24 protein-coding genes, 1 other RNA gene and 1 other annotated feature are annotated in these 25513 nt (G+C 40.4%); of the genes, 21 read left to right on the forward strand and 4 right to left on the reverse strand.

Annotated elements, in window-relative coordinates; genetic code table 11:
• Nucleotides 1–168 precede the first annotated feature (168 nt).
• Genes ruvA through yajC form a run of 6 tightly spaced genes read left to right on the forward strand, consistent with a single transcriptional unit; the run spans nt 169 to nt 4549 of the window.
• Nucleotides 169–783, forward strand: coding sequence for a Holliday junction branch migration protein RuvA (gene ruvA, locus ACFQZ9_RS17450; protein ID WP_026572325.1), 615 nt, complete (start codon nt 169–171; stop codon nt 781–783).
• Between the two features lie 11 nt (nt 784–794).
• The gene (gene ruvB, locus ACFQZ9_RS17455; protein ID WP_498944750.1) at nt 795–1796 is read left to right on the forward strand and encodes a Holliday junction branch migration DNA helicase RuvB; all 1002 of its coding nucleotides are present in this window, start codon (nt 795–797) and stop codon (nt 1794–1796) included.
• Entirely contained in the window at nt 1793–1999 is a 207-nt protein-coding gene (locus ACFQZ9_RS17460; RefSeq protein ID WP_071353998.1) for a DUF2905 family protein, read from the forward strand. Before ruvB ends, ACFQZ9_RS17460 begins: the two co-directional genes overlap by 4 nt.
• 15 nt (nt 2000–2014) lie before the next feature.
• On the forward strand, nt 2015–3043 hold the full coding sequence (queA, locus tag ACFQZ9_RS17465; protein ID WP_498944751.1) for a tRNA preQ1(34) S-adenosylmethionine ribosyltransferase-isomerase QueA: 1029 nt from the start codon (nt 2015–2017) through the stop codon (nt 3041–3043).
• 27 nt (nt 3044–3070) lie between these two features.
• Complete coding sequence (gene tgt, locus ACFQZ9_RS17470) at nt 3071–4210, forward strand: tRNA guanosine(34) transglycosylase Tgt (RefSeq protein WP_133334440.1); 1140 nt, start codon at nt 3071–3073, stop codon at nt 4208–4210.
• A 30-nt stretch (nt 4211–4240) separates the two neighbouring features.
• Complete coding sequence (gene yajC / locus ACFQZ9_RS17475; RefSeq protein ID WP_327834691.1) at nt 4241–4549, forward strand: preprotein translocase subunit YajC; 309 nt, start codon at nt 4241–4243, stop codon at nt 4547–4549.
• A 56-nt stretch (nt 4550–4605) separates the two neighbouring features.
• On the opposite strand, the gene ACFQZ9_RS17480 is transcribed toward yajC, so the two are convergent.
• Nucleotides 4606–4956: a TIGR04086 family membrane protein gene (locus ACFQZ9_RS17480; RefSeq protein ID WP_498945183.1), complete on the reverse strand. Its 351-nt coding sequence runs from the start codon at nt 4954–4956 to the stop codon at nt 4606–4608.
• Between ACFQZ9_RS17480 and ACFQZ9_RS17485 the strand changes: the two genes are divergently transcribed.
• On the forward strand, nt 4889–5050 hold the full coding sequence (locus ACFQZ9_RS17485) for a hypothetical protein (protein ID WP_498944752.1): 162 nt from the start codon (nt 4889–4891) through the stop codon (nt 5048–5050). The genes ACFQZ9_RS17480 and ACFQZ9_RS17485 overlap by 68 nt on opposite strands.
• Before the next feature lie 182 nt (nt 5051–5232).
• Complete coding sequence (locus ACFQZ9_RS17490) at nt 5233–5892, forward strand: DUF421 domain-containing protein (RefSeq protein WP_327834689.1); 660 nt, start codon at nt 5233–5235, stop codon at nt 5890–5892.
• Between the two features lie 33 nt (nt 5893–5925).
• On the opposite strand, the gene spoVB is transcribed toward ACFQZ9_RS17490, so the two are convergent.
• Nucleotides 5926–7476 (reverse strand): stage V sporulation protein B, encoded by a 1551-nt coding sequence (gene spoVB / locus ACFQZ9_RS17495; protein WP_498944753.1) that lies wholly within the window; start codon nt 7474–7476, stop codon nt 5926–5928.
• Between the two features lie 137 nt (nt 7477–7613).
• Between spoVB and ACFQZ9_RS17500 the strand changes: the two genes are divergently transcribed.
• The 6 genes from ACFQZ9_RS17500 (at nt 7614) to dtd (ending at nt 16172) form a co-directional block, all read left to right on the forward strand.
• Entirely contained in the window at nt 7614–7910 is a 297-nt protein-coding gene (locus ACFQZ9_RS17500; RefSeq protein WP_198309571.1) for a post-transcriptional regulator, read from the forward strand.
• Between the two features lie 149 nt (nt 7911–8059).
• On the forward strand, nt 8060–10324 hold the full coding sequence (secDF, locus tag ACFQZ9_RS17505) for a protein translocase subunit SecDF (RefSeq protein ID WP_498944754.1): 2265 nt from the start codon (nt 8060–8062) through the stop codon (nt 10322–10324).
• 118 nt (nt 10325–10442) lie between these two features.
• Nucleotides 10443–12818 carry a single-stranded-DNA-specific exonuclease RecJ gene (recJ, locus tag ACFQZ9_RS17510; RefSeq protein WP_498944755.1) on the forward strand — a complete coding sequence of 792 codons (2376 nt, stop codon included), beginning with the start codon at nt 10443–10445 and terminating at the stop codon, nt 12816–12818.
• Nucleotides 12796–13308 (forward strand): adenine phosphoribosyltransferase, encoded by a 513-nt coding sequence (locus ACFQZ9_RS17515; protein WP_198309294.1) that lies wholly within the window; start codon nt 12796–12798, stop codon nt 13306–13308. The genes recJ and ACFQZ9_RS17515 overlap by 23 nt, the downstream gene beginning before the upstream one ends.
• Nucleotides 13309–13520: 212 nt before the next feature.
• Nucleotides 13521–15716 (forward strand): RelA/SpoT family protein, encoded by a 2196-nt coding sequence (locus tag ACFQZ9_RS17520; protein ID WP_498944756.1) that lies wholly within the window; start codon nt 13521–13523, stop codon nt 15714–15716.
• A gap of 12 nt (nt 15717–15728) precedes the next feature.
• The gene (gene dtd, locus ACFQZ9_RS17525; RefSeq protein ID WP_198309292.1) at nt 15729–16172 is read left to right on the forward strand and encodes a D-aminoacyl-tRNA deacylase; all 444 of its coding nucleotides are present in this window, start codon (nt 15729–15731) and stop codon (nt 16170–16172) included.
• A gap of 34 nt (nt 16173–16206) precedes the next feature.
• Here the strand turns inward: dtd and ACFQZ9_RS17530 are convergent, their stop codons facing one another.
• The gene (locus tag ACFQZ9_RS17530) at nt 16207–17727 is read right to left on the reverse strand and encodes an N-acetylmuramoyl-L-alanine amidase family protein (protein ID WP_498944757.1); all 1521 of its coding nucleotides are present in this window, start codon (nt 17725–17727) and stop codon (nt 16207–16209) included.
• 192 nt (nt 17728–17919) lie between these two features.
• Here ACFQZ9_RS17530 and ACFQZ9_RS17535 point away from each other — a divergent pair, with 192 nt between their 5' ends.
• The 5 genes from ACFQZ9_RS17535 (at nt 17920) to ACFQZ9_RS17555 (ending at nt 22704) form a co-directional block, all read left to right on the forward strand.
• On the forward strand, nt 17920–18096 hold the full coding sequence (locus tag ACFQZ9_RS17535) for a hypothetical protein (protein ID WP_198309290.1): 177 nt from the start codon (nt 17920–17922) through the stop codon (nt 18094–18096).
• A gap of 61 nt (nt 18097–18157) precedes the next feature.
• Nucleotides 18158–18397 (forward strand) — a binding site (T-box leader).
• Nucleotides 18398–18462: 65 nt separating this feature from the next.
• Nucleotides 18463–19734, forward strand: coding sequence for a histidine--tRNA ligase (gene hisS / locus ACFQZ9_RS17540; RefSeq protein WP_133334452.1), 1272 nt, complete (start codon nt 18463–18465; stop codon nt 19732–19734).
• A 12-nt stretch (nt 19735–19746) separates the two neighbouring features.
• Nucleotides 19747–21516 (forward strand): aspartate--tRNA ligase family protein, encoded by a 1770-nt coding sequence (aspS, locus tag ACFQZ9_RS17545; protein WP_498944758.1) that lies wholly within the window; start codon nt 19747–19749, stop codon nt 21514–21516.
• Between the two features lie 66 nt (nt 21517–21582).
• Nucleotides 21583–21779: non-coding RNA, 6S RNA (ssrS, locus tag ACFQZ9_RS17550), on the forward strand.
• 157 nt (nt 21780–21936) lie between these two features.
• The gene (locus ACFQZ9_RS17555; protein ID WP_498944759.1) at nt 21937–22704 is read left to right on the forward strand and encodes a tRNA threonylcarbamoyladenosine dehydratase; all 768 of its coding nucleotides are present in this window, start codon (nt 21937–21939) and stop codon (nt 22702–22704) included.
• Between the two features lie 93 nt (nt 22705–22797).
• On the opposite strand, the gene ACFQZ9_RS17560 is transcribed toward ACFQZ9_RS17555, so the two are convergent.
• The gene (locus ACFQZ9_RS17560) at nt 22798–23328 is read right to left on the reverse strand and encodes a Gmad2 immunoglobulin-like domain-containing protein (RefSeq protein WP_498944760.1); all 531 of its coding nucleotides are present in this window, start codon (nt 23326–23328) and stop codon (nt 22798–22800) included.
• A 268-nt stretch (nt 23329–23596) separates the two neighbouring features.
• On the opposite strand from ACFQZ9_RS17560, the gene ACFQZ9_RS17565 reads away from it, so the two are divergent.
• Together ACFQZ9_RS17565 and ACFQZ9_RS17570 are read left to right on the forward strand one after the other, a co-directional pair.
• On the forward strand, nt 23597–24520 hold the full coding sequence (locus tag ACFQZ9_RS17565) for an ABC transporter ATP-binding protein (protein ID WP_198309285.1): 924 nt from the start codon (nt 23597–23599) through the stop codon (nt 24518–24520).
• Complete coding sequence (locus tag ACFQZ9_RS17570; RefSeq protein ID WP_498944761.1) at nt 24517–25467, forward strand: ABC transporter permease; 951 nt, start codon at nt 24517–24519, stop codon at nt 25465–25467. Before ACFQZ9_RS17565 ends, ACFQZ9_RS17570 begins: the two co-directional genes overlap by 4 nt.
• Nucleotides 25468–25513 lie beyond the last annotated feature (46 nt).

Here is a 25513-nt window from a genome sequence, read left to right on the forward strand (position 1 = left end):
TTTGTCATATTAAATGATTTCTATCAGCGAAAAATTGTCTCCTATCAGCGAAACGAACCATTCAATCAGCGAAACCTAAATCGGCTAAGGAAAACAGGTTTTTTTCTTCAACACCCCCGAAATTTTATGATAGAATGAAGTTTAGTCCAACTTGGGGAGAGAAGATCATTGTTTGAATTTATTAAAGGGACCGTTGAATTTGTCGGGCCAGAATATATCGTCATCGAAAATGGCGGAATCGGGTATCAAATATCAACCCCTAACCCGTTTATTTACTCCGGCAAAATGGAAACGATGGTAACAGTATATACTTACCATTACGTCCGTGAAGATATCATGGCCTTGTACGGCTTTACTACAAGGGAAGAAAAAAGACTTTTTACAAAATTATTAAATGTTTCCGGGATTGGACCTAAAGGAGCGCTTGCCATACTTGCCTCCGGTGAAGTGCAGCAGGTTGTTTCCGCTGTTGAAAATGAAGACGAAGGCTTTCTTGTTAAATTTCCTGGAGTCGGCAAAAAAACAGCGAGACAGATGATTCTTGATTTAAAAGGGAAATTACAGGATATTGTTCCGGATTACTTTCCGAATTTATTTAATGCTGACCAATTTGCGGCACAGCAAGTACCGGCTGCCAACACAGCCTTGGAAGAAGCAATCCTTGCCCTTAAAGCCCTCGGCTATTCTGAAAAAGAAATCAAAAAGATTTCGCCGGAATTACAAAAAGAAAAACTTTCAACAGACCAATACATTAAAAAAGCCTTGCAGCGGCTTTTAAAATAAGGTGATGATTCATGGAGGAAAGAATTATTTCTAGTGAAGCGAATCAGAGCGAAATAAGTTTGGAACAAAGCCTCCGGCCGCAAAACTTAAAGCAATATATCGGTCAAACCCAGGTGAAAGAAAATCTGGAGGTTTTTATTGAGGCAGCGAGACTGCGGAAAGAAACTCTTGATCACGTTCTCTTATACGGACCGCCTGGTTTGGGGAAAACTACACTTGCGGTTATTATCGCCAATGAAATGGGCGTTAATATCCGGACTACTTCAGGGCCAGCAATTGAGCGTCCGGGGGATTTAGCAGCCATCCTCACAGCTCTTGAACCGGGGGATGTGCTTTTTATAGATGAAATCCACCGGCTTCCGCGCTCGATTGAAGAGGTGCTTTATCCGGCAATGGAGGATTTTTGCCTTGATATTGTCATTGGCAAAGGACCAAGTGCACGTTCTGTCCGCCTCGATTTACCGCCCTTTACACTTGTCGGCGCGACCACAAGGGCCGGTTCGTTATCGGCGCCATTACGGGACCGATTTGGAGTTTTAAGCCGTCTCGAGTATTATAAGGAAGACCAATTAAAAAACATTGTTCTTCGTACTGCGGAGTTGTTTCAAACTGACATTGACGAGCAATCGGCGATGGAAATTGCAAGGCGGGCAAGAGGGACTCCGAGGATTGCCAACCGCCTGCTCAGAAGGGTTCGAGACTTTGCTCAGGTAAAAGGAAACGGAACGATTCATCTAACACTTGCAATGGAAGCCTTGGATCTACTGCAGGTCGACCGGCTTGGTCTTGACCATATTGACCATAAATTGCTGAAAGGGATTATTGAAAAATTCCGCGGCGGGCCTGTTGGTCTTGATACAATTGCGGCATCGATAGGGGAAGAGTCAGAAACAATTGAAGATGTGTATGAGCCCTATCTTTTGCAAATTGGCTTTTTACAAAGAACCCCCAGAGGAAGAGTTGTGACCCAGGCTGTGTATAATCATTTTGGCATGGAGGTGCCTGAGAAGTGACCGGTCTATCCAAAGCACTAATGATTATCGGTGCGATTATTTTTATTATTGGTTTCCTTATGCCATATTTGCATTTGGGTAAGCTTCCGGGGGACATTGTCATTAAAAAAGGAAATGCAACCTTCTTTTTCCCGATTGTGTCATCGATTATAGTAAGTATTGTCCTATCATTAATTTTTTACTTCATAGGAAGATTTCGATAAAAGGATGTAATAACAATGAAAGTAGATTTATTTGATTTTCACTTGCCTGAAGAATTGATTGCTCAAGTTCCGCTTCAAAATCGGACAGACAGCAGATTGATGGTGTTAAATAAAGAAACAGGCGAAATAAACCATGAGATTTTTAAAAATATTACCGAATATTTGCGTGAAGGGGATTGCCTTGTATTAAATGATACAAAGGTACTTCCTGCACGCCTTTTTGGCATTAAAAAGGACACTGGTGCAAAAATAGAAGTGCTCCTGTTAAAACAGCTTGAAGGAAACAAGTGGGAAACACTTGTGAAACCTGCAAAAAGAGTCAAGGAAGGAACCGAACTTGATTTTGGCGACGGCCTGCTTACCGCTGTTTGTACAGAAACTTCTGAGCACGGCGGCCGGGTGCTTGATTTCAAGTATGAAGGGATTTTTTATGAAGTGTTGGATCAACTGGGTGAAATGCCGCTTCCTCCATATATTAAGGAGCAGTTAGAAGACCGTGACCGCTATCAAACCGTGTATGCCCGCGAACCAGGATCTGCGGCTGCCCCGACAGCAGGTCTTCATTTTACCGAGAAATTATTAGAGGAAATCAAGAACAAAGGGGTTCATATCACGTTTATTACCTTGCATGTTGGTCTTGGTACCTTTCGCCCGGTAAGTGTAGATGATATTTTGGAGCATGATATGCATTCCGAGTACTATATGGTAAGCGAAGGAACGGCTAAGGTTTTGAATGAAGTGAGGAAGAACGGGGGAAGAATTATTACCGTTGGAACTACTTCAACCCGCACACTTGAAACCATTGCCTCCCAAAATGACGGGAAATTCGTTGCAGGCAGCGGCTGGACGAGTATCTTTATTTACCCGGGATATGAATATAAAGCGATTGACGGTTTGATTACCAATTTCCATTTGCCAAAATCAACCTTAATCATGCTTGTTAGTGCCTTGGCGGGGCGGGAAAATATATTGCATGCCTACAATACAGCCGTCGAAGAGAAATATCGTTTCTTTAGCTTTGGCGATGCGATGCTGATTATCTAGTCAGTGGATTAGGAAGGAGAAAAAATTTTGACAGCGATTCGCTACGAATTAATTAAAACATGTAAACAAACTGGGGCACGTCTTGGCCGCGTCCATACACCCCATGGTTCTTTTGATACACCTGCATTTATGCCTGTTGGTACACTCGCAACTGTAAAAACGATGTCGCCTGAAGATTTAAAAGAAATGGGTGCAGGAATTATTTTAAGTAATACCTATCATTTATGGCTCCGTCCGGGCCATGAGATTGTCAAGGAAGCCGGCGGCCTTCATAAATTTATGAATTGGGACCGGGCAATTTTAACGGACTCAGGCGGTTTCCAGGTATTCAGCTTAAGTGAATTTCGTAAAATTGAAGAAGAAGGGGTTCATTTCCGCAACCATTTAAATGGAGACAAATTATTTCTGTCACCTGAAAAAGCAATGGAAATCCAAAATGCCCTTGGCTCTGATATTATGATGGCATTTGATGAATGCCCGCCATTTCCGGCGACATTTGAATACATGAAAAAATCAGTGGAAAGAACTTCAAGATGGGCCGAGCGCTGCTTAAATGCTCATCAACGTCCCGAAGATCAAGGTTTGTTTGGGATTGTTCAAGGGGGAGAATATGAGGAACTAAGGAAGCAAAGTGCGAAAGACCTTGTTTCCCTTGATTTCCCGGGTTATGCAGTTGGCGGTTTGTCGGTTGGTGAACCCAAAGATGTAATGAACCGGGTGTTAGAGTTCACGACACCGTTATTACCAACGAATAAACCGCGCTATTTAATGGGAGTCGGTTCACCAGATTCATTAATTGATGGGGCCATTCGCGGAATTGATATGTTTGATTGCGTCCTGCCAACTAGGATTGCACGAAATGGAACGTTGATGACAAGCGAAGGCAGATTGGTAGTGAAAAATGCCAAATATGCAAGAGATTTTGGTCCGATCGATCCAGATTGTGATTGCTATACATGCCGAAATTACTCGAGAGCCTACATACGTCATTTAATTCGCTGTGAAGAAACGTTTGGAATTCGATTAACTTCTTACCATAATCTCTATTTTCTGTTAAGATTAATGGAGAAGGTCAGACAAGCCATCATGGAAGACAGGCTTGGTGATTTCCGAGAAGAATTTTTTGAACGTTATGGTTTTAATAAACCGGACGCGAAAAATTTCTAATAGATGTTACTTGAAAGGAGGGAAATGTAAATGCAAGGAATTGGTACACTTTTACCATTAATTTTAATGTTTGTGTTGTTTTATTTCTTATTAATTCGCCCGCAGCAAAAGCGTCAGAAAAATGTACAGAATATGCAAAGCAGTTTAAAAAAGGGTGATAAGATTGTCACGATTGGCGGCCTTCATGGCTTCATTGATTCAATCGATGACAATAAAGCAGTCATTAAATGTGGAGACGGCAGCCGTCTTACCTATGACCGCTCAGCGATTCGTGAAGTAACGGAAGCGAGCAAAGAAGCTCCAAAAGAAGCTTCAAAAGAAGTTAACCTTGAAAAATAATTGCGGAAAAAAGGAAGCCGATCCATACTAGGCTTCCTTTTTACATTGAAAAATTTTCATGCTGTTCTGGAATTATTGTTTGTCGCGATATTCACTCCAAGAATGCCGCCCATCATTGCAATCAGTGTATAGCAGGAGTGATAGATAATCTGGTCGAAAGAGAATAGTTTATCATAACCTAAGTATTGAAATAAGAAGACAACGAGAGAATAAATTAGGCCAGTTACTCCTCCGATTAACCATCCTTTTTCCTTTCTTTTCCCTCCGGATAGAAATCCGCCGCCAAATAATGCGATAAAGGATAGGGCGGTGACAAGGTATTGGAGTGATACTTCCCGTGTGGAGGTAAATTTAAGAATTAACGAAACAATAAGGCTGCTAATTGCTGCAAAAGCGAAGATAAAAATGAGCCCGTATAAAATGGATGTACCAAAGCTTTTTGATTCGATTTCAACTCTCCCCCTTCAATGCCTTATGGCAGTCTATATCATTCCTGTATAAATTCCTTCCTTTGGAAGCTATACAGTAACCTTCTTAGTACAAGTTATTCATAATGGTTGGAAAGTAGAATCAAAAAAATCTGCTTATCTTTTTAAATCACTCCTTTTGGGTAATTATTCCACTTGTTATTCCCATTACTTTGCAAATAATAGATTTGAATGTACAAAAAGGGGAGACAAACAGTGGAAGTTTATTTGAATATTGCGTTTCGGACTATTTCTTTATATGTAGTGATTCTTGTGATTTTCCGCTTAATGGGCAAACGGGAAATTGGCGAATTAAGTATCTTGGACTTAGTGGTTTTTATCATGATAGGTGAGATGGCAGTCATTTCAATTGAAAATACGAAAGATCCCTTGTTTTATACGATGGTACCAATGGTCTTATTAATGTTAATTCAAATCACCCTTGCTATGATTTCCTTAAAAAGCAAACGATTTCGGAATTTAGTTGATGGGCAGCCGACCATCATTATAAACCGGGGAAAAATCGATGAACATGCAATGAAAAAACAACGGTATAATTTCGATGATTTAATGGCTCAATTAAGAGAAAAGGATATCCGCAGCATCGCGGATGTTGAATTTGCCATTTTAGAGGCTTCAGGGAATTTGTCAGTTATCGAAAAACTGCAGGATCCTAATAAACCGAATAAAAATGGGGATATTACGATTCCATTAATTATGGATGGTCAGATTGATGAAGAAAATTTAAAAAGAATTAATAAAACCAATCTTTGGCTAAGGCAAGAGCTAAAAAAGAAGGGGCATCATGACGTAAAAAAAATTTCCTTTTGCAGCTATGAAAATGGAAAGTTTTTTATTGATTTACAGGATGAATGAGGAAAGCCACGTAAAACCCGTGGCTTTTATTCGTTATCGAAAAACTAAGTTGCCAATGATAGGAATTCGTTTCAGTTCCTCTTTTTTTATCAACCCTAGGGCCAAGAGTAGGAGGATATAGAGAATAGAGATCCCTGAAGTAGATATTACCACACGAATGGCTAAAAATTGGTTAATCAGGAAATGTCCAAACAGCCAATAACCGCACCAGCCGGAAATCCCCATGGCGATAAACGCTTTTGCATAATCACGAATATAAAAAGAAAAAGCAATTTTCTTTAAGACGGTGGCAAAATGCAGGACCGTTACCAAGACAAAACCAACGATTATTCCTAATGCTGCCCCGGTTATGCCAAAAGAAGGCTGGGAGGCTAGTAAAAAGATAACGGCAGTTTTGACGACTGCCCCGATTAGGCTGTTAATCATCGCAGCTCTTGCTAAATTTAATGCCTGCAAAACGGCTTGAAGCGGACCCTGATAGTAATAAAATAAAAAAAATGGTGCCATTAATCGAATAAAGTATGAACCATTTGATTTACCATACATGATAGTCATTAATGGGTCAGCTAGTACATATAGGATCACAACCGCAAGACCGCCGGATAAAAACGCCAGTTTTAATGCCTGCTGCAGCCGGTATTCAATCAATTTATGATTGTTTTGCGAATTAGCCTCACTAATGGCTGGGACTAATGAGGTTGCTAATGAAAACGTAATAAAAGAAGGGAGCATTAAAAGAGGCAGCGCATATCCCGTTAAGGCACCATATTGTTTAGTTGCTTCTACTGCCGCTACACCGGCCAGTGCTAAGCTATTGGCCACCACAATCGGTTCAAAAAACCAGGCAACCGAACCAATCATCCTGCTGCCCATCGTCGGTACGGCAATTTCCATTAAATCTTTGAAGGTTTTTTTTCCGGAATAAACAAATTTAAAAAAGTTCCTTCGAAGTCTAAATCGTTTTTTGAGCTTAAATGCAGTCATTAAATAGACAAGGGAAAACAGTTCCCCGATTACCGCCGAAACCATTGCTGCTGCTGCGGCATATTCAATTCCATAAGGAATAAACGCTTTTGTCATAACCGCAATCAAGGTAATTCTCACAAGCTGCTCTAATATTTGGGAGTTAGCAGATGGACGCATGTTCTGTCTCCCTTGAAAATATCCCCGTAAAACGGAAGATACGGCGATAACCGGAACAACCGGTGCAATTGCAACGAGTGGATAGTAGGTTCTCGGATCAGTGAAAAGAGTTGTTGAAAGAATCGGTGCAAGCAATATTAATGCCGGAGTAAATATAAGAGATAAGGATAGGGTTGTGGCAAGTGAAACAACTAATATTTTTTTAATTTCCTTATGATCGCCCCGTGCTTCTGCTTCAGCAATATTTTTCGATATGGCAACAGGCAGCCCGAACTGAGTGATGGTTACTGCCAGTATGAAAGTCGGAAATGCCATCATATAGAGGCCAACGCCCTCTTCTCCAATACTTCTCGCTATTACAATCCGATTAATAAAGCCCAAAACTCTTGTAATCAGGCCCGCTATTAATAGGATGAAAGTCCCTTTTAAAAACTTCGACATTCAACTTCCCACCTTCTCAAAAAAGAAGAATTCATATACAATTAACTATATGCACCAAGGTGGACAAAGCATGACAAGCAGAATTGTTTTTTAGAAAACAAATGGAATGGATGACCTTTATAGAGGAGGCAGTTGGGATGGAGAATGGCCACGCATACGATCATTTTCGTACACTGGTAAAGCCGGCATTAGCAAGCAAACTCACGGAATTTCAGATTCTCGGTTATGATTCGGTTACGGAAAGCAGCTTGTGGGAATTTTTGCAAAAGAAAAAATGGAAAAAGGTAAAGGATGAAATCTATTTACATGAGATTATCCAGGATATTCTCAAGGTAAAAGTAAGTGATTACATGAGTTTTGCAACGATAGAGGCTTATAAATCACCCGAGTTCTCTCTAGAGGATGAAAATGATTGGAAGAAACTGTTCAAATAGACCTCCATCTTTACAATGTCTTCATATTTTTGTAAATTGACAGCCTTTCCATCTTATTTCATAATGAAGGCAATGGATTTTTCATTTATTGTACTAGGCTTGTACGTTATAGTGCTTTGTTCAATGCCCTAAGGAGGAAGAAATACATAATGGTAAAACGCAGTAGAATCGTTGCTTTCCTGCTTATTATTGTACTGTTGGGAAGCACAATGGGTATCACTACGAAAGATATTTTACACAAAATTAAGCTTGGATTGGACCTTCAGGGTGGTTTTGAGGTTTTGTATACGGTTGAGCCTGCCAAGAAAGGACAGATTATTGACAAAAAGGTTTTGGCAGATACGGCTGAAGCTTTGGACCGACGGATCAATGTTCTTGGAGTCAGTGAACCGAGTATTCAGACCGAAGGAAATAATCGAATTCGTGTCCAGCTAGCTGGTGTTACGGATCAAAATAAGGCTCGTGAGATATTGTCCACACAGGCGAATTTATCCTTCCGTGATGCCAATGACCGCTTGATGATGGATGGGTCCGACCTGAAGCAAGGCGGTGCCAAACAAACCTTTGACGAAAATGGTAAGCCCAGTGTTTCTCTGACATTAAAAAGCGCTTCCAAGTTTGCAAAGGTAACAAAAGAAGTTCTTGATATGGCACCAAACAATGTTCTTGTTATTTGGCTTGATTATCAAAAAGGAAAAGACTCCTTTAAAACGGAAGTAACGAAGAAAAATCCTAAATACCTATCTGCTCCAAGAGTCAGCCAGGTATTTAATCAAGATACTGTATCGATTGTTGGCGATTTTAAGGTTGAGGAAGCACAGACACTTGCAAAGCTTTTAAATGCCGGTGCCTTGCCTGTTAAATTGAAAGAAGTTTATTCTACATCAGTAGGAGCTAAATTTGGTGCGCAGGCGCTGCACGATACGATTCTTGCGGGTATTATCGGCGTTGCGATTATCTACTTATTTATGCTTGTTTACTATCGTTTCCCAGGTTTTATCGCCATTCTGTCTTTAAGCGTTTATATTTATTTAGTCCTCTTGATTTTTGATTGGATGAACGGGGTCCTTACCCTCCCGGGAATAGCGGCGATCATACTCGGGGTCGGGATGGCCGTGGATGCGAACATCATTACGTATGAACGGATAAGAGAAGAGCTTAAGGTAGGTAAATCGATTAAAGCTGCCTTCCAGGCAGGTGAAAAGAATGCCTTTACTTCGATTCTTGACTCTAACTTGACGACCATTTTAACAGCTGCTGTACTATTCTTCTATGGGACAAGTTCTGTTAAAGGGTTTGCGACCATGTTAATTGTCAGTATCCTAATGAGCTTTTTAACGGCCGTATATGGTTCAAGGCTATTGCTTGGACTATGGGTTCACAGTAAATTATTAAATAACAAACCAACATGGTTTGCGGTTAAAAAATCTGCAATTAAGGACATCAAGGAAAACTATGATACATTAGATCTTCCTACCAGATTTGATAAACTTGATTTCGTTAAAAATCGCAAGAAATTTTTCGTTCTATCCGGTGTGCTTCTTGTAGCTGGTTTAATCATTTTGCTTGTGTTCCGCCTCAATCTTGGAATTGATTTTTCAAGCGGAACCCGGGTTGAAGTCCAATCCAGTACACCACTAACAACCCAAAAGGTTGAGGATGCTTTTAGTAAGCTGAATTTAGAACCTGATGATGTGGTCATTTCTGGCAATAAGAACCAAATCGGTGCAGCTCGTCTCATTGGTGTATTATCCAAGGACCAGATTGCAAATTTAAAAACCCAGTTTAAGAAAGAATTTGGTGAAGAGCCAAGTGTCAGCACTGTTTCACCAACAGTTGGGAAAGAGTTGGCTAAAAATGCTTTCTATGCTGTGTTAATTGCCTCCATTGGGATTATTATTTATGTAACTATTCGTTTTGAAATGTATATGGCGATTGCCGCGATTGCTTCTTTATTGCATGATGCATTCTTTATGGTTGCCTTTTTCAGTATTACTCGGCTGGAAGTCGATCTAACATTTATCGCAGCGGTACTGACGATTGTCGGTTATTCAATTAATGATACCATTGTTACTTTTGACCGGATGCGTGAAAACATGCATAAGAAAAAACGTCTTAAAACATTCCAAGACATTGCTGATGTTGTCAACGTAAGTATTCGTCAAACGTTAACCCGTTCCTTAAATACGGTATTTACTGTATTGATAACGGTCGTAGCCTTGATGATTTTTGGAAGTGAATCCATCCGTAACTTCTCGATTGCTTTATTTGTAGGTTTAGTTGTCGGGGTATATTCTTCCATCTTTATCGCGGCAAGCCTTTGGGTTGTGTTTAAAGCAAGAGAGCTTAAAAAGAAAGGCGTCATTAAGACGGTTAAAGAGAAAAAGAAATATTCAGACCAGCCTCAGGTCTAAACAGGAAAACCGCAGGTTCGCTGCGGTTTTTCCTATTGAATGATATGGTCTGCTTTTCTAATTGAAAGCTATTCGCTACTCCTGTATAATATTAAAGTCTGAGAGGTGACGCTTACGCATGTTAAAGTCAAAAACAAGATGGATTGTTCGAGAGTCCGATCAAGCGAAAACAAAAGAAATCGCAGCTGAACTGAAAATTACACCTCTTGTAGCATCGCTGCTTGTTAACCGCGGATTAGATACCGTCGATTCTGCACGGTTTTTTTTATTTGGCAAGGAACAGTTTCATGACCCTTATCTTTTAAAAGGTATGGACCTTGCTGTAAAAAGAATAAATGAGGCAATAGAAAAACAAGAACCGATCTTAATTTTTGGGGATTATGATGCGGATGGTGTAAGCAGTACGACAGTCTTAATGATCACCCTTCGTGATTTAGGGGCCAATGTTCAATTTTACATTCCAAATCGTTTTACAGAAGGCTATGGCCCGAATGAAAATGCCTTCCGACATGCAGCTGAAAATGGAATTAGATTAATTATAACGGTTGATACAGGAATTTCTGCGATACATGAAGCAAACATAGCAAAAGAACTGGGGCTTGATCTCATCATTACCGATCACCATGAACCGGGTCCAATCCTGCCTGAGGCACTTGCCATAATCCATCCAAAGCTGCCGGATAGCGTTTATCCTTTCCGTGAGCTCGCCGGTGTTGGCGTTGCTTTCAAACTGGCCCATGCCCTTTATGGCCGGCTCCCTGAACATTTATTTGAAATTGCAGTAATTGGAACGATTGCTGACTTAGTATCCCTGAAGGATGAAAATCGTCTTATTGCCAAAAAAGGTTTAGAAAACCTTAAAATGACAAATAATATTGGTTTAAAAGCGATTTTTACATTAGCGGGAGTTGACAATAAGTCGATTAATGAAGAAACTATTGGATTTACTCTGGCACCGAGAATCAATGCAGTTGGGCGCTTAGAAAATGCCGATTTAGCTGTAGAGCTTCTTCTTTCACAGGATCCTGAAGAGGCTAAAAGCTTGGCTGAGGAAATGGATTCTTTAAATAAATCAAGGCAGTCCATTGTTAATACGATTACAGCTGAAGCCATTGAAGAGGTAGAAAAGAATTATCCGATTGACTCAAATCATGTTCTTGTCATTGGTAAGGAAGGCTGGAATGCCGGTGTAATCGGGATTGTCGCATCCAGATTGGTTGAGAAATATTATCGACCGACGATTGTTTTGAGTTTTGACAAGGAAAAGGGACTTGCTAAGGGCTCTGCACGGAGCATATCGGGGTTTGACCTATTTAAAAATCTTTCAACCTGTCGTGAAATACTGCCTCATTTTGGCGGGCATCCAATGGCGGCAGGGATGACACTTACGATTGATGATGTGGCTGAGCTTCGTTCAAGGCTGAATTCACTGGCTAAGGAGCAGCTTTCTGATGCCGACTTTATTCCGGTTACGTATCTTGACCATGAAGTTAGGCTAGAGGACATCAACCTTTCGGCTTTAGATGAATTAAATTTATTATCACCGTTTGGGATGGACAATCCAAAGCCAAAGGTGTTAATTAATGAAGTTGCCATTTCAACGATGAGAAAAATTGGCAGTGATCAGAATCATCTAAAGGTTCTCGTGAACGAAAATGGTGCGAATCTTGATGGAGTTGGATTTGGATTAGGGACTTTGGTGGATCATATTTCTCCTTCTTCTAAAATTTCATTAATCGGAGAATTATCCATCAATGAGTGGAACAATATCCGAAAACCACAAATTTTCGTCCAAGATATTGCCGTCAATTCATGGCAATTATTTGACCATCGCGGCGGAAAACGCTTAAGCCATCTTGCTGGTTCCGTGCCGAAGGAAAATAGAAAGTTTATTTTGTTTAAAAAGGAACTTTATGAGAAAATAGATTCTGAACTAATTGACGATGTTGTGATTATTGATCATTCCGAAGCGGCAAAAGATTTGGATCTTACTGAAACGAATACGGTTTTAGTTGATTTCCCAACTTCAAAAGAAATCCTCTTTGATTTATTTAGAGGAAAGCAGCCTGCAAGGATTTATGCATATCTTTATAAACAATCAAGTGATTTTTTAAGCACTATTCCAACGCGGGACCATTTTAAATGGTTTTATGCCTTTTTGTTAAAGAAAGGGCCGATTGATCTGAGACGTTATGGTGATGAAATTGCGAAACACCGTGGATGGTCGCAGGAAACAGTCACCTTCATGGCAAAGGTATTTTCCGATTTGGAATTTGTAACAATAACCAATGGATTTATCACATTGAATACACAAGCGCAAAAGCGTGATTTAACTGACTCAATTACCTATCAAACTAAACAGGCACAACTTTTACTTGAGAAGGATTTATTATTTTCATCTTTTCAGCAATTGAAGGACTGGTTCGACCAGGTCATTCATGAGTCGGTTGAAACTGAGGAGGAAAAGACGAATGGATTTAAAACAATTTATTAGTATCGTCGAAGATTACCCAAAACCAGGAATTAAATTTAAGGATATTACTCCATTAATGAATAATGGAGAAGCGTATAAATATGCTACTGACCAAATTGTAGCTTATGCCAAAGATAGAGAAATAGATTTGATTGTTGGACCGGAAGCACGCGGGTTTATTATCGGCTGTCCGGTGGCATATTCACTAGGAATAGGCTTTGCACCCGTTCGTAAGGAAGGAAAGCTCCCTAGGGAAACCATTAAGGTTAGCTATGGCTTGGAATATGGAAAAGATGTTCTAACCATCCATAAGGACGCCATTAAACCTGGACAGCGCGTCCTGATTACGGATGATTTATTAGCGACAGGCGGAACCATTGATGCTACCATTCAACTAGTGGAGGAGCTTGGCGGTGTTGTAGCCGGTATTGCCTTTTTAGTCGAATTGACTTATTTGGATGGCCGTGAAAAGCTTGATGGATACGATGTATTAACATTACTTCAGTATTAAATAGGATCGAGGGCACTCAGCAATTGAGTGCTCTCTTCTTATAGGGATTTAGGGCTACATTTACCAAAATGTTTCGACATTTACGGAAAAATTACGTCAATCTCTTTACATCTTCGTGTTTTTTTTCGATAATAGTAACAATCATTCTAATTTAGGAACAAGTTTATGAATGATATTTTTATAATAAATGAGAAGAAAAAAAAGGTGATTTTATGGCGAACGATCAAGTGTTAACCGCCGAACAAGTCATCGACAAAACAAGGGCATATTTAAATGATGAGAATGTTGACTTAGTCAAAAGGGCATATGAATATGCTAAACATGCTCATCGTGACCAATATCGAAAATCTGGCGAACCATATATTATTCATCCCATACAGGTAGCTGGCATTCTAGCTGACCTCGAGATGGACCCTGCAACGGTCGCTGCTGGTTTTCTCCACGATGTTGTTGAAGATACTCCTGTAACGTTAAAAGATTTGGAGCAGGAATTCAATGATGAAGTGGCCATGCTTGTCGATGGTGTAACAAAGTTGGGGAAAATTAAATATAAATCGCACGAAGAGCAGCAGGCTGAAAATCATCGAAAAATGTTTGTGGCCATGGCTCAGGATATCCGGGTTATTTTAATCAAGCTTGCAGACCGTTTGCATAATATGAGGACGTTAAAACATCTTCCTGCTGAAAAGCAGCGCCGGATTTCAAATGAAACATTAGAAATTTTTGCACCTCTTGCTCATCGACTTGGGATCTCCAAGATCAAATGGGAGCTTGAGGATACCGCCTTACGATATTTAAATCCGCAGCAATATTACCGCATCGTTAACTTAATGAAAAAGAAGCGTGCGGAACGTGAGCAATACTTAGATGATGTCATCGATGAAGTCAAAGGTCGTTTGGGTGAGGTATCCATTAAGGCAGATCTTTCAGGTAGGCCTAAGCATATTTACAGCATCTATCGAAAAATGGTGTTGCAAAATAAACAGTTCAGTGAAATTTATGATTTGCTGGCAGTTCGGATTGTTGTAAACAGCATTAAGGACTGTTATGCCGTACTTGGAATCATTCATACCTGCTGGAAGCCAATGCCTGGCCGTTTCAAGGACTATATTGCCATGCCGAAACCCAATATGTATCAGTCCCTTCATACAACGGTAATCGGCCCAAAAGGGGATCCGCTCGAAGTGCAAATTCGAACAACGGAAATGCACCGAATTGCTGAATTCGGGATTGCTGCCCACTGGGCATATAAAGAAGGCAAATCATTAAATGACAGTGCCTCCTTTGAACAAAAATTAACTTGGTTCAGAGAAATTCTTGAGTTCCAAAATGACACCGCTAATGCGGAAGAATTTATGGAGTCATTAAAAATTGATTTGTTCTCTGACATGGTGTTTATCTTTACGCCAAAAGGTGATGTGATTGAGCTGCCATCTGGTTCCGTTCCAATTGATTTTGCTTATCGAATTCATTCTGAAATCGGTAATAAAACGATTGGTGCAAAAGTGAACGGCAAAATGGTAACCCTCGACTACACACTAAAGACGGGCGATATTGTCGAAATTTTAACATCCAAGCATTCCTACGGACCTAGCCAGGATTGGTTAAAGCTTGCCCAAACCTCGCAGGCGAAAAATAAAATTCGTGCATTCTTTAAGAAACAGCGCCGAGATGAGAATGTGGACAAGGGAAAAGAACTTGTAGAAAAAGAAATTCGTGCAATGGAATTTGATGCAAAGGAGATTTTAACTCCTGAGAACCTAAAAAAGGTTGCTGAAAAGTTCAATTTTATGAATGAAGATGATATGTATGCAGCTGTTGGCTATAATGGGGTTACTGCCCTTCAAGTTGCCAACCGTTTAACGGAAAAGTGGCGGAAGAAACGCGATCAGGAGCAGTCGGCGAGCATCGCAAATGCCATTACCGATTTAAAATCCTTTCCTTCCTCTAAAAAGCGCGAGTCAGGTGTCCGCGTTCAAGGAATTGATAATCTTTTAATTCGCTTATCAAGATGCTGTAATCCTGTTCCTGGCGATGAAATTGTCGGATTTATCACAAAAGGACGCGGGGTTTCTGTTCATCGTTCTGACTGTACAAACATAGACTCAACTGATGCCCAATCAAGATTGATTCCGGTTGAATGGGAATCCTCCTTGAATGACCGGAAAGAATATAATGTTGATATTGAAATCAGCGGCTATGACCGCCGTGGCCTCCTAAACGAGGTATTGCAGGCAGTGAACGAAACAAAAACGAATATCTCAGCTGTTTCAGGCAGGTCTGACCGCAATAAAATGGCAATGATTAATATGTCAATTGCGATTCACAATGTGAATCATCTGCATAAGGTCGTTGAGCGAATTAAACAAATTCCTGATATTTATTCTGTTCGCAGAATGATGAATTAAAGGGGTATAAGTATGCGAGTTGTTGTACAACGAAGTAAAAAAGCAAAAGTGACGGTTAACGGTGAGATCACAGGTCAAATTAACAGTGGACTAGTATTACTCGTCGGAGTTACGCATGATGACACCGAAGAAGATGCTGTTTATTTAGCCGACAAAGTTGCAAACCTGCGCATTTTTGAGGATGATGCTGAAAAAATGAATTTATCATTATTAGATGTTGGCGGAGAAATTCTATCTGTCTCACAGTTCACTTTATATGGGGATTGCCGGAATGGGAGAAGGCCAAGCTTTATTAATGCGGCCCGCCCAGATCAAGCTGTTGGTCTATATGAAACCTTTAACCGCTTGTTACGCGATAAAGGAATCCACGTTGAGACAGGCCGTTTTGGAGCGATGATGGAAGTAGAGCTGACAAACGATGGTCCTGTCACGTTAATTGTAGATAGCAAGGCATAGAAAAACCTTGGCACTATAGTAGTGCCAAGGTTTTTTAGTTATCCTTAAAGTAGCGGGTCAGCCCATTATATAGGCCAGTAGCGGCATTTTCTTGGTATTGGTTTGAGTTTAAAGTCATTTCTTCTTCAGGGTTGCTTAGGTATCCAAGCTCCATTAAAGCTCCGTTTTGACTATTTTCCCGGATAACATGATAATCGCCAAAACGAACTCCTCGATAATTCAGCTTTGTTTGATTAATTGTAGACGAATATAGATATTCAGCAAGCGATTTTTGATAGGTATGATAGTAATATCCGGTCATGCCCCGGACACTTCTATTACTATTTGCATCATAATGTATGCTGACGAAGGCATCGGCTTGATAGGCACGAGCAATACTGACTCTTTCAGGTAGGGAAATATACGTATCGCTATTTCGGGTAAGGATCACGTTTGCACCGCTGGCTCTTAATTTATCATACAAAAGCCTTGCCGTTCGAATGGTTAGATTCTTTTCAAGTGTTCCGCTCGCACCGGTTGTCCCAGTGTCTATTCCGCCGTGGCCGGGGTCAAGGACAATCGTCTTATTTCGTAGATCAGAACCTGCTCCTTTCCTCTTAATGGATGGAGAAGTACCGTTGATGGAAACCAGCCAGCCTGCTACATAGCCGATCGAACCGTTAGCGAGCCTAACCGCATACCAATCGTTTTCCTCTTTTATTACGGTAAATGTATCCCCTTCATTCGCTCTGAGAAAAACATCCGATTGGACATTCGGCCCCTTGCGAATATTGGTTCCATTATTGACAATCGTGACCTTGCTAACATTTGCAACTGGTTCGGAATTGACATTAGCTGTCGTTACATCTATATACCAACCGGCTACCCAGCCATACCGATTCGGCTCATATTCAATCTTTATCCAATCGTTTTTCTCCCCTAAAAGAGAAAAGCTCTGACCTTTATGTACTGAACCAATTATCGTTGCATTTAACGATGCCCCGCTCCGAACACTAAGGCTGCCTGCTGTTACCATTCCAATCGCCCCCGACGTGCTTGAAGTCGTGTCATTGCCCTTTTGAGTATTCGTCTGAATATCAAGAAATTGACTGCTGACCCAGGCTGCCTGCCCGTTAAACTGGATTTGGTTCCAGTTATTTTGGGTGCCGTAGACCGTGACTGTCATTCCCTTTGATAGTTTTCCAACCGCTGTACTTGCTGATGACGGGGAGGTACGGACGTTTAGGGATGGTACCGTAATAACTCCGATACTCGTTTTGTTGGATGTAACGCTAGTATCACTGTTGGCCCTGGAAACCACCCAATTCGCTACCCACCCAGTTTGTCCGGCAGATAGTTTTACCTCAATCCAATCGCCTTGTTCTCTAATGATTGAATACTTTTCCCCTTTGCTTGCTTGTTTCACCAATGGATAGCTTAAACCTGTACCTTCTCTGATGTTTACAACCGCGGAGGAAATGGTAATCGTTCCGCTTGCAGCCATACTATTCTCCTGCGGTAGAAATCCCGCTATCAAAGTAAAACAAAATACGAGAATAATTAATTTTTTGCCCATCCTGTTTCCTCTCTTAATTTTGCATTTTTCTATTATTTTATCGTAATGGGAAGTGAAAATCATTCCTTTCTTGTAAAAAAAGACCAATAATCTACCAATGGAAGTTGATAATTCTTTCTTTATTCCTGCAATTTTTATCTGATGATTGGAAATAATAGAGAATATAGACGAAGGATTCGAGGTGATTGGTTTATGAGAGCAAGTGAAAAAGGAATGAACGTCCAGTCGATGGAAGGCCGGATTTTTGGGGTTGATTTTCATGATTTTATTCAAAAAGAGCAGCATGCGGGTACCATTGAACTTGCTTCCGAATTTGGATTGAATATGAGAGATATCAGAAGGTTAAAAAAACATCTTGGAAGGTCTTAAAACTCACTTGACAATCTTCCTGATGCTCCGTATTATTATATAAATAAAATGTCATATTTAGTTATAACTAATGATGGAGCACAGTAGTTAAGCATAAAGCATGAAAAGAGAGGAAATGCCCCAGGCTGAAAGCATTTCTGCATGAATCTTAATGAAGGAACACTCCGTAGGTTTCTCTCTGAAAAAGGTATACTCTAGTAGGAGAAGAACGTTAACAGGCGTTAACTGTACGAGCGGAAGAGACCAAATCTGGGCTTTTCAACTAGGGTGGCACCACGGGACTATAACTCTCGTCCCTTGTATTTATACAAGGGATGGGAGTTTTTTTATTTATTTTTTTACATATTGGTTAGGAGGAAAATGGAAATGTCGATTAGCATTCCACGGGGAACGCAGGATATTTTACCCGGTGAAATTGAAAAGTGGCAAATGATTGAAGCAAAAGCGCGCGAACTTTGTGAGAAATACCAATACCATGAAATTCGTACACCGATTTTTGAACATACCGATCTCTTTTCAAGAGGTGTGGGTGATACGACCGATATTGTTCAAAAAGAAATGTACACCTTTGAAGACCGGGGCGGACGGAGCATCACACTTAGACCAGAAGGAACTGCTGCAGTTGTAAGGTCTTTTGTTGAGAAAAAAATGTTTGGCTATGCGAATCAGCCCGTAAAGCTTTATTACATGGGCCCGATGTTTCGCTATGAGCGCCCGCAGGCTGGACGTTTTCGCCAATTTGTTCAGTTTGGTATTGAAGCACTGGGAAGTAACGATCCCGCCATTGATGCAGAAGTCATTTCTCTAGCAATGAACTTGTATAAAGAAATGGGTTTAAAAAAGCTGAAACTAATTATTAACAGCCTTGGCGATAAAGAAAGCCGGATTGCACATCGGAATGCATTAGTGAATCACTTCCAGCCACGGATTGGCGAGTTTTGCCATGACTGTCAAAACCGTCTTGAAAAAAATCCACTACGGATTCTTGATTGTAAACAAGACCGCGATCACGAGCTGATGAAAACAGCTCCATCCATTCTTGATTATTTAAATGATTATTCAAAAGCTTATTTTGAAAAGCTGCAGCAATATCTTACACAATTGGATATTCCTTTTGAAGTAGATGCGAACCTGGTCCGCGGCTTGGATTATTATAATCATACTGCATTTGAAATCATGAGTAATGCCGAGGGATTTGGCGCGATTACCACATTATGCGGCGGCGGAAGATACAATGGTTTGGCTGAGGAAATCGGCGGACCTGAAACACCGGGAATTGGATTTGCCCTAAGTATCGAACGATTCATTGCTGCCTTAAATGCGGAAGGCGTCGACCTTGAAATCAATCAAGGCATTGACTGTTATCTGGCAGCACTTGGCGAAGAGGCAAAGGATTACACGGTAGGACTTTTACAGCAATTAAGAATGGCTGGTTTTTCGGCTGAAAGAGACTATTTGGATCGAAAAATTAAAGCCCAATTTAAAGCAGCTGACCGATTAAATGCCCGTTTTGTAGCCATTCTTGGCGATGATGAGTTAAAAAATAATAAAATCAATGTGAAAAATATGGCGACAGGTGAACAGGTAGAAATAGATTTAGATTCATTTATTCAACACTTTCAAAGGTTGCAACCATAAGGGGGAAAAACAATGTTTGGCAGATCGTATTTTTGCGGAGAGGTTCCGGAAACAGCAGTAGGAGAAAAAGTAACATTAAAAGGATGGGTGCAAACCAGACGCGATTTGGGCGGAGTCATTTTTATCGATCTTCGTGACCGTTCCGGGATTGTACAGGTCGTATTTAATCCGGATTTATCACAGGAAGCACTTGAAATTGCTGAAAAAATCCGTAGTGAATATGTTCTAGATATTCAAGGAACAGTGGTTGCCAGAGAGGCTTCGACCATTAATGAAAAAATTAAAACCGGTAAAATTGAAGTCCAGGCTGAAAAAGTAACCATTATCAATGAAGCGAAAACACCACCATTTATGATTACTGATACAACAGATGTTTCAGAGGATGTCCGTTTGAAATATCGCTATTTAGATTTCCGTCGTCCGGTTATTTTTGAAACCTTAAAAATGCGCCATCAGGTGACAAAACAAATTAGAGACTTCTTAGATTCCGAAGGTTTCTTAGACATTGAAACACCGATTTTAACAAAAAGCACACCTGAAGGTGCTCGTGATTATCTAGTACCAAGCCGCGTTCATCCTGGTGAGTTTTATGCGCTGCCACAATCACCGCAGTTGTTTAAGCAATTGTTAATGGTTGGCGGAGTTGAACGATATTATCAAATCGCCCGCTGCTTCCGTGACGAAGACCTTCGTGCAGACCGTCAGCCTGAATTTACTCAGGTCGATATTGAAACAAGCTTTTTAAGCCAAGAAGATATTATGGCCTTAATGGAAAAAATGATGACTCAAGTCATGAAAGAAGTTAAAGGGATTGAGATACCTGCTCCATTCCCGCGGATGACGTATGATGAAGCAATGAGCCGCTTTGGTTCAGATAAACCGGATACCCGTTTTGGTTTAGAGCTTGTCGATCTTTCTGAAATTGTGAAGGATTCAGGATTCAAAGTCTTTTCTGCTGCTGTGGCAAATGGCGGTCAAGTAAAAGCAATTAATGTAAAAGCTGCTGCGGAGAAATATTCTCGTAAAGATATTGATGCCTTAACAGAATTTGTTGCTGTATACGGAGCAAAAGGACTTGCCTGGTTTAAGGTTGAAGCTGAGGGGATAAATGGCCCAATCGCAAAATTCTTCTCTGAAGAAGAAGTAAATGCGATGAAAGCGACGCTTGAAGCTAGTGTTGGTGATTTAATTCTATTTGTTGCTGATAAAAAAAGTGTTGTCGCTGATGCATTAGGTGCACTAAGAATTAAACTTGGTAAAGAATTGGAATTAATTGACCAAAGCAAGTTTAATTTCTTATGGGTTACTGATTGGCCATTACTTGAGTATGACGAAGAGGAAGGCCGCTATTTTGCTGCCCATCATCCATTTACAATGCCATTCAGGGAAGATCTTGAATACTTAGATACGGATCCAGGAAGGGTTCGCGCACAAGCCTATGACATCGTTCTTAACGGTTATGAACTTGGTGGAGGTTCTTTAAGGATTTTTGAACGGTCCATTCAGGAAAAAATGTTCAAGGTGCTAGGCTTTACACCTGAAGAAGCGAACGAGCAATTCGGGTTCCTGTTAAATGCCTTTGAATATGGGACACCGCCCCACGGTGGAATTGCCCTTGGCTTAGACCGTTTAGTCATGCTCTTAGCAGGCAGCTCTAACCTTCGTGACACGATTGCCTTTCCGAAAACAGCAAGTGCAAGTGACTTGTTAACGGATGCACCAGGTGAAGTTTCCAAGGCACAATTAAAAGAGCTATATTTAACACTAAATGTAAATAAATAACAATAAAACGCTTTCATGAACCCTTGAATGCCGAATTATTTTATGCTATTATAAAACCAATCCAAAAGAGTCCTGAAGTGTTCGTTGCATTACCTGAAATATTGACCGAACATTATTCCTTCGGGAGTCCAGAGTTTTTCGGCAGCGCAAATGCCTCGGCCCATAGCGGATTAGGGGACTTGCAAAACAGAGAACAGGACACCCACCTGCTAAGTGCGGGATCAATATGAAGGACCACGAGCGACGGCACGATTGGGACTCTTTTCAAATTGACCTTGATTAACCTCCTATATGGGAGGTTTTTATTTTCCCTTATTTTTAATAAATCTTATCTGAATACTTGTTTTTAAATGTTGGTATGATATATTTTTATTCGGGAAAAAGATACCTAATGAAATTAACATAACTGGAGTGAAATATATGCTGCATCAATTTTCTCGTAATGAGCTAGCGGTCGGTAAAGAAGGAATGGATATTATGAAAAACAGCACGGTTGCTGTTTTAGGAATCGGGGGAGTCGGTTCTTTCGCCGCCGAGGCGCTTGCTCGTTCCGGTGTCGGCCGTCTTATTTTGATCGACAAAGACGATGTAGACATCACCAATGTCAACCGTCAGCTTATTGCTTTATTATCAACAATTGGCAGACCAAAGGTGGAAATCATGGAGGAGAGGATTAAGGATATTAATCCGGATTGTGAAGTGATTTCACTAAAAATGTTCTATACGGAAGAAACCTATGAAGAAATTTTTAACCATCATATCGATTTTTTTGTAGACGCCTCCGATACGATTATTTATAAAATCCATTTAGCGAAGGAATGTTTAAAGAGAAATATTCCAATCATTTCAAGTATGGGTGCAGCAAATAAAATGGATCCAACCCGTTTCCAAATTGCCGATATCTCCAAAACCCATACAGATCCGATTGCAAAAGTGATCCGGACTAAACTTCGTAAGGAAGGAATTCGTAAGGGGATTCCAGTTGTTTTTTCAGATGAGAGCCCGATCGTGATTCGTGAGGATGTCCGCCAGATTGTCGGGAATGATAATGCACAGATTCGTAAGGCTAAGATGCCGCCAGCTTCCAATGCCTTTGTTCCGTCTGCCTGCGGTTTAATTATGGCAAGTTATGTGGTAAGAGAATTATTAAAAGATATCAAAATTCAACGTGTAGCAGATGAGAAATAAGCTTAAGGCCCTAAACTTTGTTCAGGGCCTTTATTTATTTTTAATAAGATTTATTAAAAAGTGGTGGTGTCTTCTTTTTGGGACACTCATCAATTATTTTAACGGTATTGTTAAAACATCTACTTTTGATCCATCTTTCGCCGAATAAACAAATAGTTCGAAAGTTGCCCCTGTTTTTTCAACAAGTGATTGATCAAGAGAAATCTCAAAATTTCCCCATGCGGGAGCTCCTTCGGTTTGATAATGATCTTCCAGAATGGTTTTATTACCGGAAGTTACTGCATATTGAAAGACACCCTCAAATACTCTTGCCTGCCCTTTTACAATGATTTTACCGTCTTTTTCAGATAAGACTACGCTTTTAAAGGAATTGTTTTGGTATACCTTTGGATCAGCCTCCTTTGGTGGTTTCTGTGTCCCGGTAGAAGGCTTATTTGGATCGGCCGGGGGTGTTGTTGTTTCACCTGAAGGCTTCGATGGAACACTTTTTGGAGGCTTAGTGGTTTCATGTTCGGTTACACTAGGTTTCTGTTTAAGATCCACATGAACCCTGACACCTAAACTATAGGCAATCACCCCTAAAATCACAATGATACACAGCATGAACAAGTTTGATAGTTTCATTCGCTTCACCCCCAAAACCGCTTGAATTTTTCCATCCATCTTACCCTATTATATTCATCAAGGTCTCCATTTCCACACAGTACCGTAAATCTTTTCATACGTCGCAGGTCTTAGAATAAACTCATTCTCGAGCCGTTTTAATCGAGAAAGAGACCACTTTATAATAAAAATGGAATGTAAGGTATTAAAAACAGGAAATATTCCCAAATCTGCGTTAAACTGGTAGGGTGTGAATTTTAGGGCAGAGATAGAGAGAGGAGAAGATGAATTGGAATCCATTGTGGAACTAAAAGATGTGACGAAAATAATAAAAGGGAGAAAGATCATAGATCAAATAAGCTTCCAAGTAAACAAAGGGGAGGTCTTTGGTTTTTTGGGGCCAAACGGGGCCGGAAAAACAACGACCATCCGGATGATTGTGGGCTTAATGGGCATCACTTCGGGTGATATTACCATTGGCGGAGCCAGTATTAAAAGTAATTTTGAGGATGCCGTCCGCCATATTGGTGCCATTGTTGAAAATCCGGAGATGTATAAATTTTTAAGCGGATATAAAAACCTTGTGCATTATGCAAGAATGTCAAAAGGAATAACGAAAGAGAAAATTGATGAAGTGGTCAAACTGGTCGGGCTAACAGATAGAATCCACGACAAGGTAAAAACGTACTCACTGGGAATGCGGCAAAGATTAGGTTTGGCGCAATGTCTTTTACATGACCCCGAGGTACTAATCCTCGATGAACCCACCAACGGTTTGGACCCGGCTGGAATCCGGGAAATCCGCGACTATTTGCGCCTCCTTGCAAGGGAAAAAAATATGGCTGTCATTGTATCAAGCCATTTACTTTCAGAAATGGAAATGATGTGTGATCGCATCGGAATTATTCAAAACGGCCGTTTAATAGATGTACAGCTTGTCCAAGAATTTGTGCAAGGCAATGAAGTCACATATGAACTTGAAGTGATTCCAAGTGAACAGGCACGCACCATCATCCAAAACCATTATTCAGATGTGAGAGTGTCCCATTCGAGAAATGGCGTATCATTGGAGCTGGCCAAAGAAGAAATTCCGAATTTAATAAAGTTATTGGTGGAAGGTGACGTTCAGGTCTTTGGGGTTAAAGAAGTGGCAAAAACATTAGAGGACCGCTTCCTTGAGGTTACAGCTGAAAAGGAGGAAGCTAGAGTATGATGAATTTAATTAAAAATGAATGGATGAAAATTTTTAAGCGCCCAGGAACGTTTGTCATGATTGCGATCCTACTTGTTGCGGCGTCAATTGTGGCGGGCTTTTTTAAATATCAGGAGTCAGGAAGTAAAGCAGGCGTTGACCAAAAATGGGAGCAAAACCTAAAGCAGGAGAATGATGCTTTAAAGAAACAGTATGACCGAAGCGGATCAAAGATGGAAAAACAATTTCTTAAAAGAGAGATTGCCATCAATGATTACCAGGTTCAGCATCATATTGCTCCACAGGAAAGCTATGATGTTTGGACCTTTGTGAAGGATGCTTCGCAATTAATTTCCTTAGCAGGGCTGTTTACGATTATCGTTTCCGCAGGGATTGTTGCAAGTGAATTTAATTGGGGCACGATTAAGTTGTTGTTAATCCGGCCGATTAATCGAACGAAAATTTTACTCTCTAAATATTTAACAGTTTTACTTTTTGCATTATTCCTGCTGGCGGTGCTTTTTGTGTATTCAACTGTCATTGGTGCGATTTTATTTGGGATGCCTGACCAGGCTGTACCATATTTGAACTACAATAATGGAACTGTGACTGAGCAGAATATGGTGGTTCATTTAATGAGTTATTATGGTTTGAGCTCGATTGGAATGATTATGCTGACAACCATGGCCTTTATGATTTCGTCTGTGTTTCGAAACAGTTCACTTGCTATTGGTATCTCCATCTTCCTAATGTTTTCCGGAGGGAACTTAACTCAATTATTAGCATTGAAATTTGATTGGGCTAAATATATCTTGTTTGCTAATACGGATCTTATGCAATATTTTGAAGGATCTCCGATGGTGGAAGGAATGACCTTATCATTTTCCATCATCATGCTGATTGTTTATTTCGTTGTTTTCCAATTTCTGGCCTTCTTTACTTTTAAAAAGAGAGATGTGGCGGCGTAAAATTGTTGATATCCGCTAAAAAGTGTTGATATCACACCAAAAATTG

The sequence above is a fragment of the Neobacillus sp. GCM10027624 genome, from assembly GCF_042675345.1.
Lineage (GTDB): Bacteria > Bacillota > Bacilli > Bacillales > Cytobacillaceae > Neobacillus > Neobacillus cucumis_D.

Coding starts and splice junctions, on each gene's coding strand:
- ruvB (WP_498944750.1), top strand. CDS start 795: ATGGAGGAAAGAATTATTTCTAGTGAAGCGAATCAGAGCGAAATAAGT.
- queA (WP_498944751.1), top strand. CDS start 2,015: ATGAAAGTAGATTTATTTGATTTTCACTTGCCTGAAGAATTGATTGCT.
- yajC (WP_327834691.1), top strand. CDS start 4,241: ATGCAAGGAATTGGTACACTTTTACCATTAATTTTAATGTTTGTGTTG.
- spoVB (WP_498944753.1), bottom strand. CDS start 7,476: ATGTCGAAGTTTTTAAAAGGGACTTTCATCCTATTAATAGCGGGCCTG.
- ACFQZ9_RS17500 (WP_198309571.1), top strand. CDS start 7,614: ATGGAGAATGGCCACGCATACGATCATTTTCGTACACTGGTAAAGCCG.
- secDF (WP_498944754.1), top strand. CDS start 8,060: ATGGTAAAACGCAGTAGAATCGTTGCTTTCCTGCTTATTATTGTACTG.
- recJ (WP_498944755.1), top strand. CDS start 10,443: ATGTTAAAGTCAAAAACAAGATGGATTGTTCGAGAGTCCGATCAAGCG.
- ACFQZ9_RS17515 (WP_198309294.1), top strand. CDS start 12,796: ATGGATTTAAAACAATTTATTAGTATCGTCGAAGATTACCCAAAACCA.
- ACFQZ9_RS17520 (WP_498944756.1), top strand. CDS start 13,521: ATGGCGAACGATCAAGTGTTAACCGCCGAACAAGTCATCGACAAAACA.
- dtd (WP_198309292.1), top strand. CDS start 15,729: ATGCGAGTTGTTGTACAACGAAGTAAAAAAGCAAAAGTGACGGTTAAC.
- ACFQZ9_RS17530 (WP_498944757.1), bottom strand. CDS start 17,727: ATGGGCAAAAAATTAATTATTCTCGTATTTTGTTTTACTTTGATAGCG.
- ACFQZ9_RS17535 (WP_198309290.1), top strand. CDS start 17,920: ATGAGAGCAAGTGAAAAAGGAATGAACGTCCAGTCGATGGAAGGCCGG.
- hisS (WP_133334452.1), top strand. CDS start 18,463: ATGTCGATTAGCATTCCACGGGGAACGCAGGATATTTTACCCGGTGAA.
- aspS (WP_498944758.1), top strand. CDS start 19,747: ATGTTTGGCAGATCGTATTTTTGCGGAGAGGTTCCGGAAACAGCAGTA.
- ACFQZ9_RS17555 (WP_498944759.1), top strand. CDS start 21,937: ATGCTGCATCAATTTTCTCGTAATGAGCTAGCGGTCGGTAAAGAAGGA.
- ACFQZ9_RS17560 (WP_498944760.1), bottom strand. CDS start 23,328: ATGAAACTATCAAACTTGTTCATGCTGTGTATCATTGTGATTTTAGGG.
- ACFQZ9_RS17570 (WP_498944761.1), top strand. CDS start 24,517: ATGATGAATTTAATTAAAAATGAATGGATGAAAATTTTTAAGCGCCCA.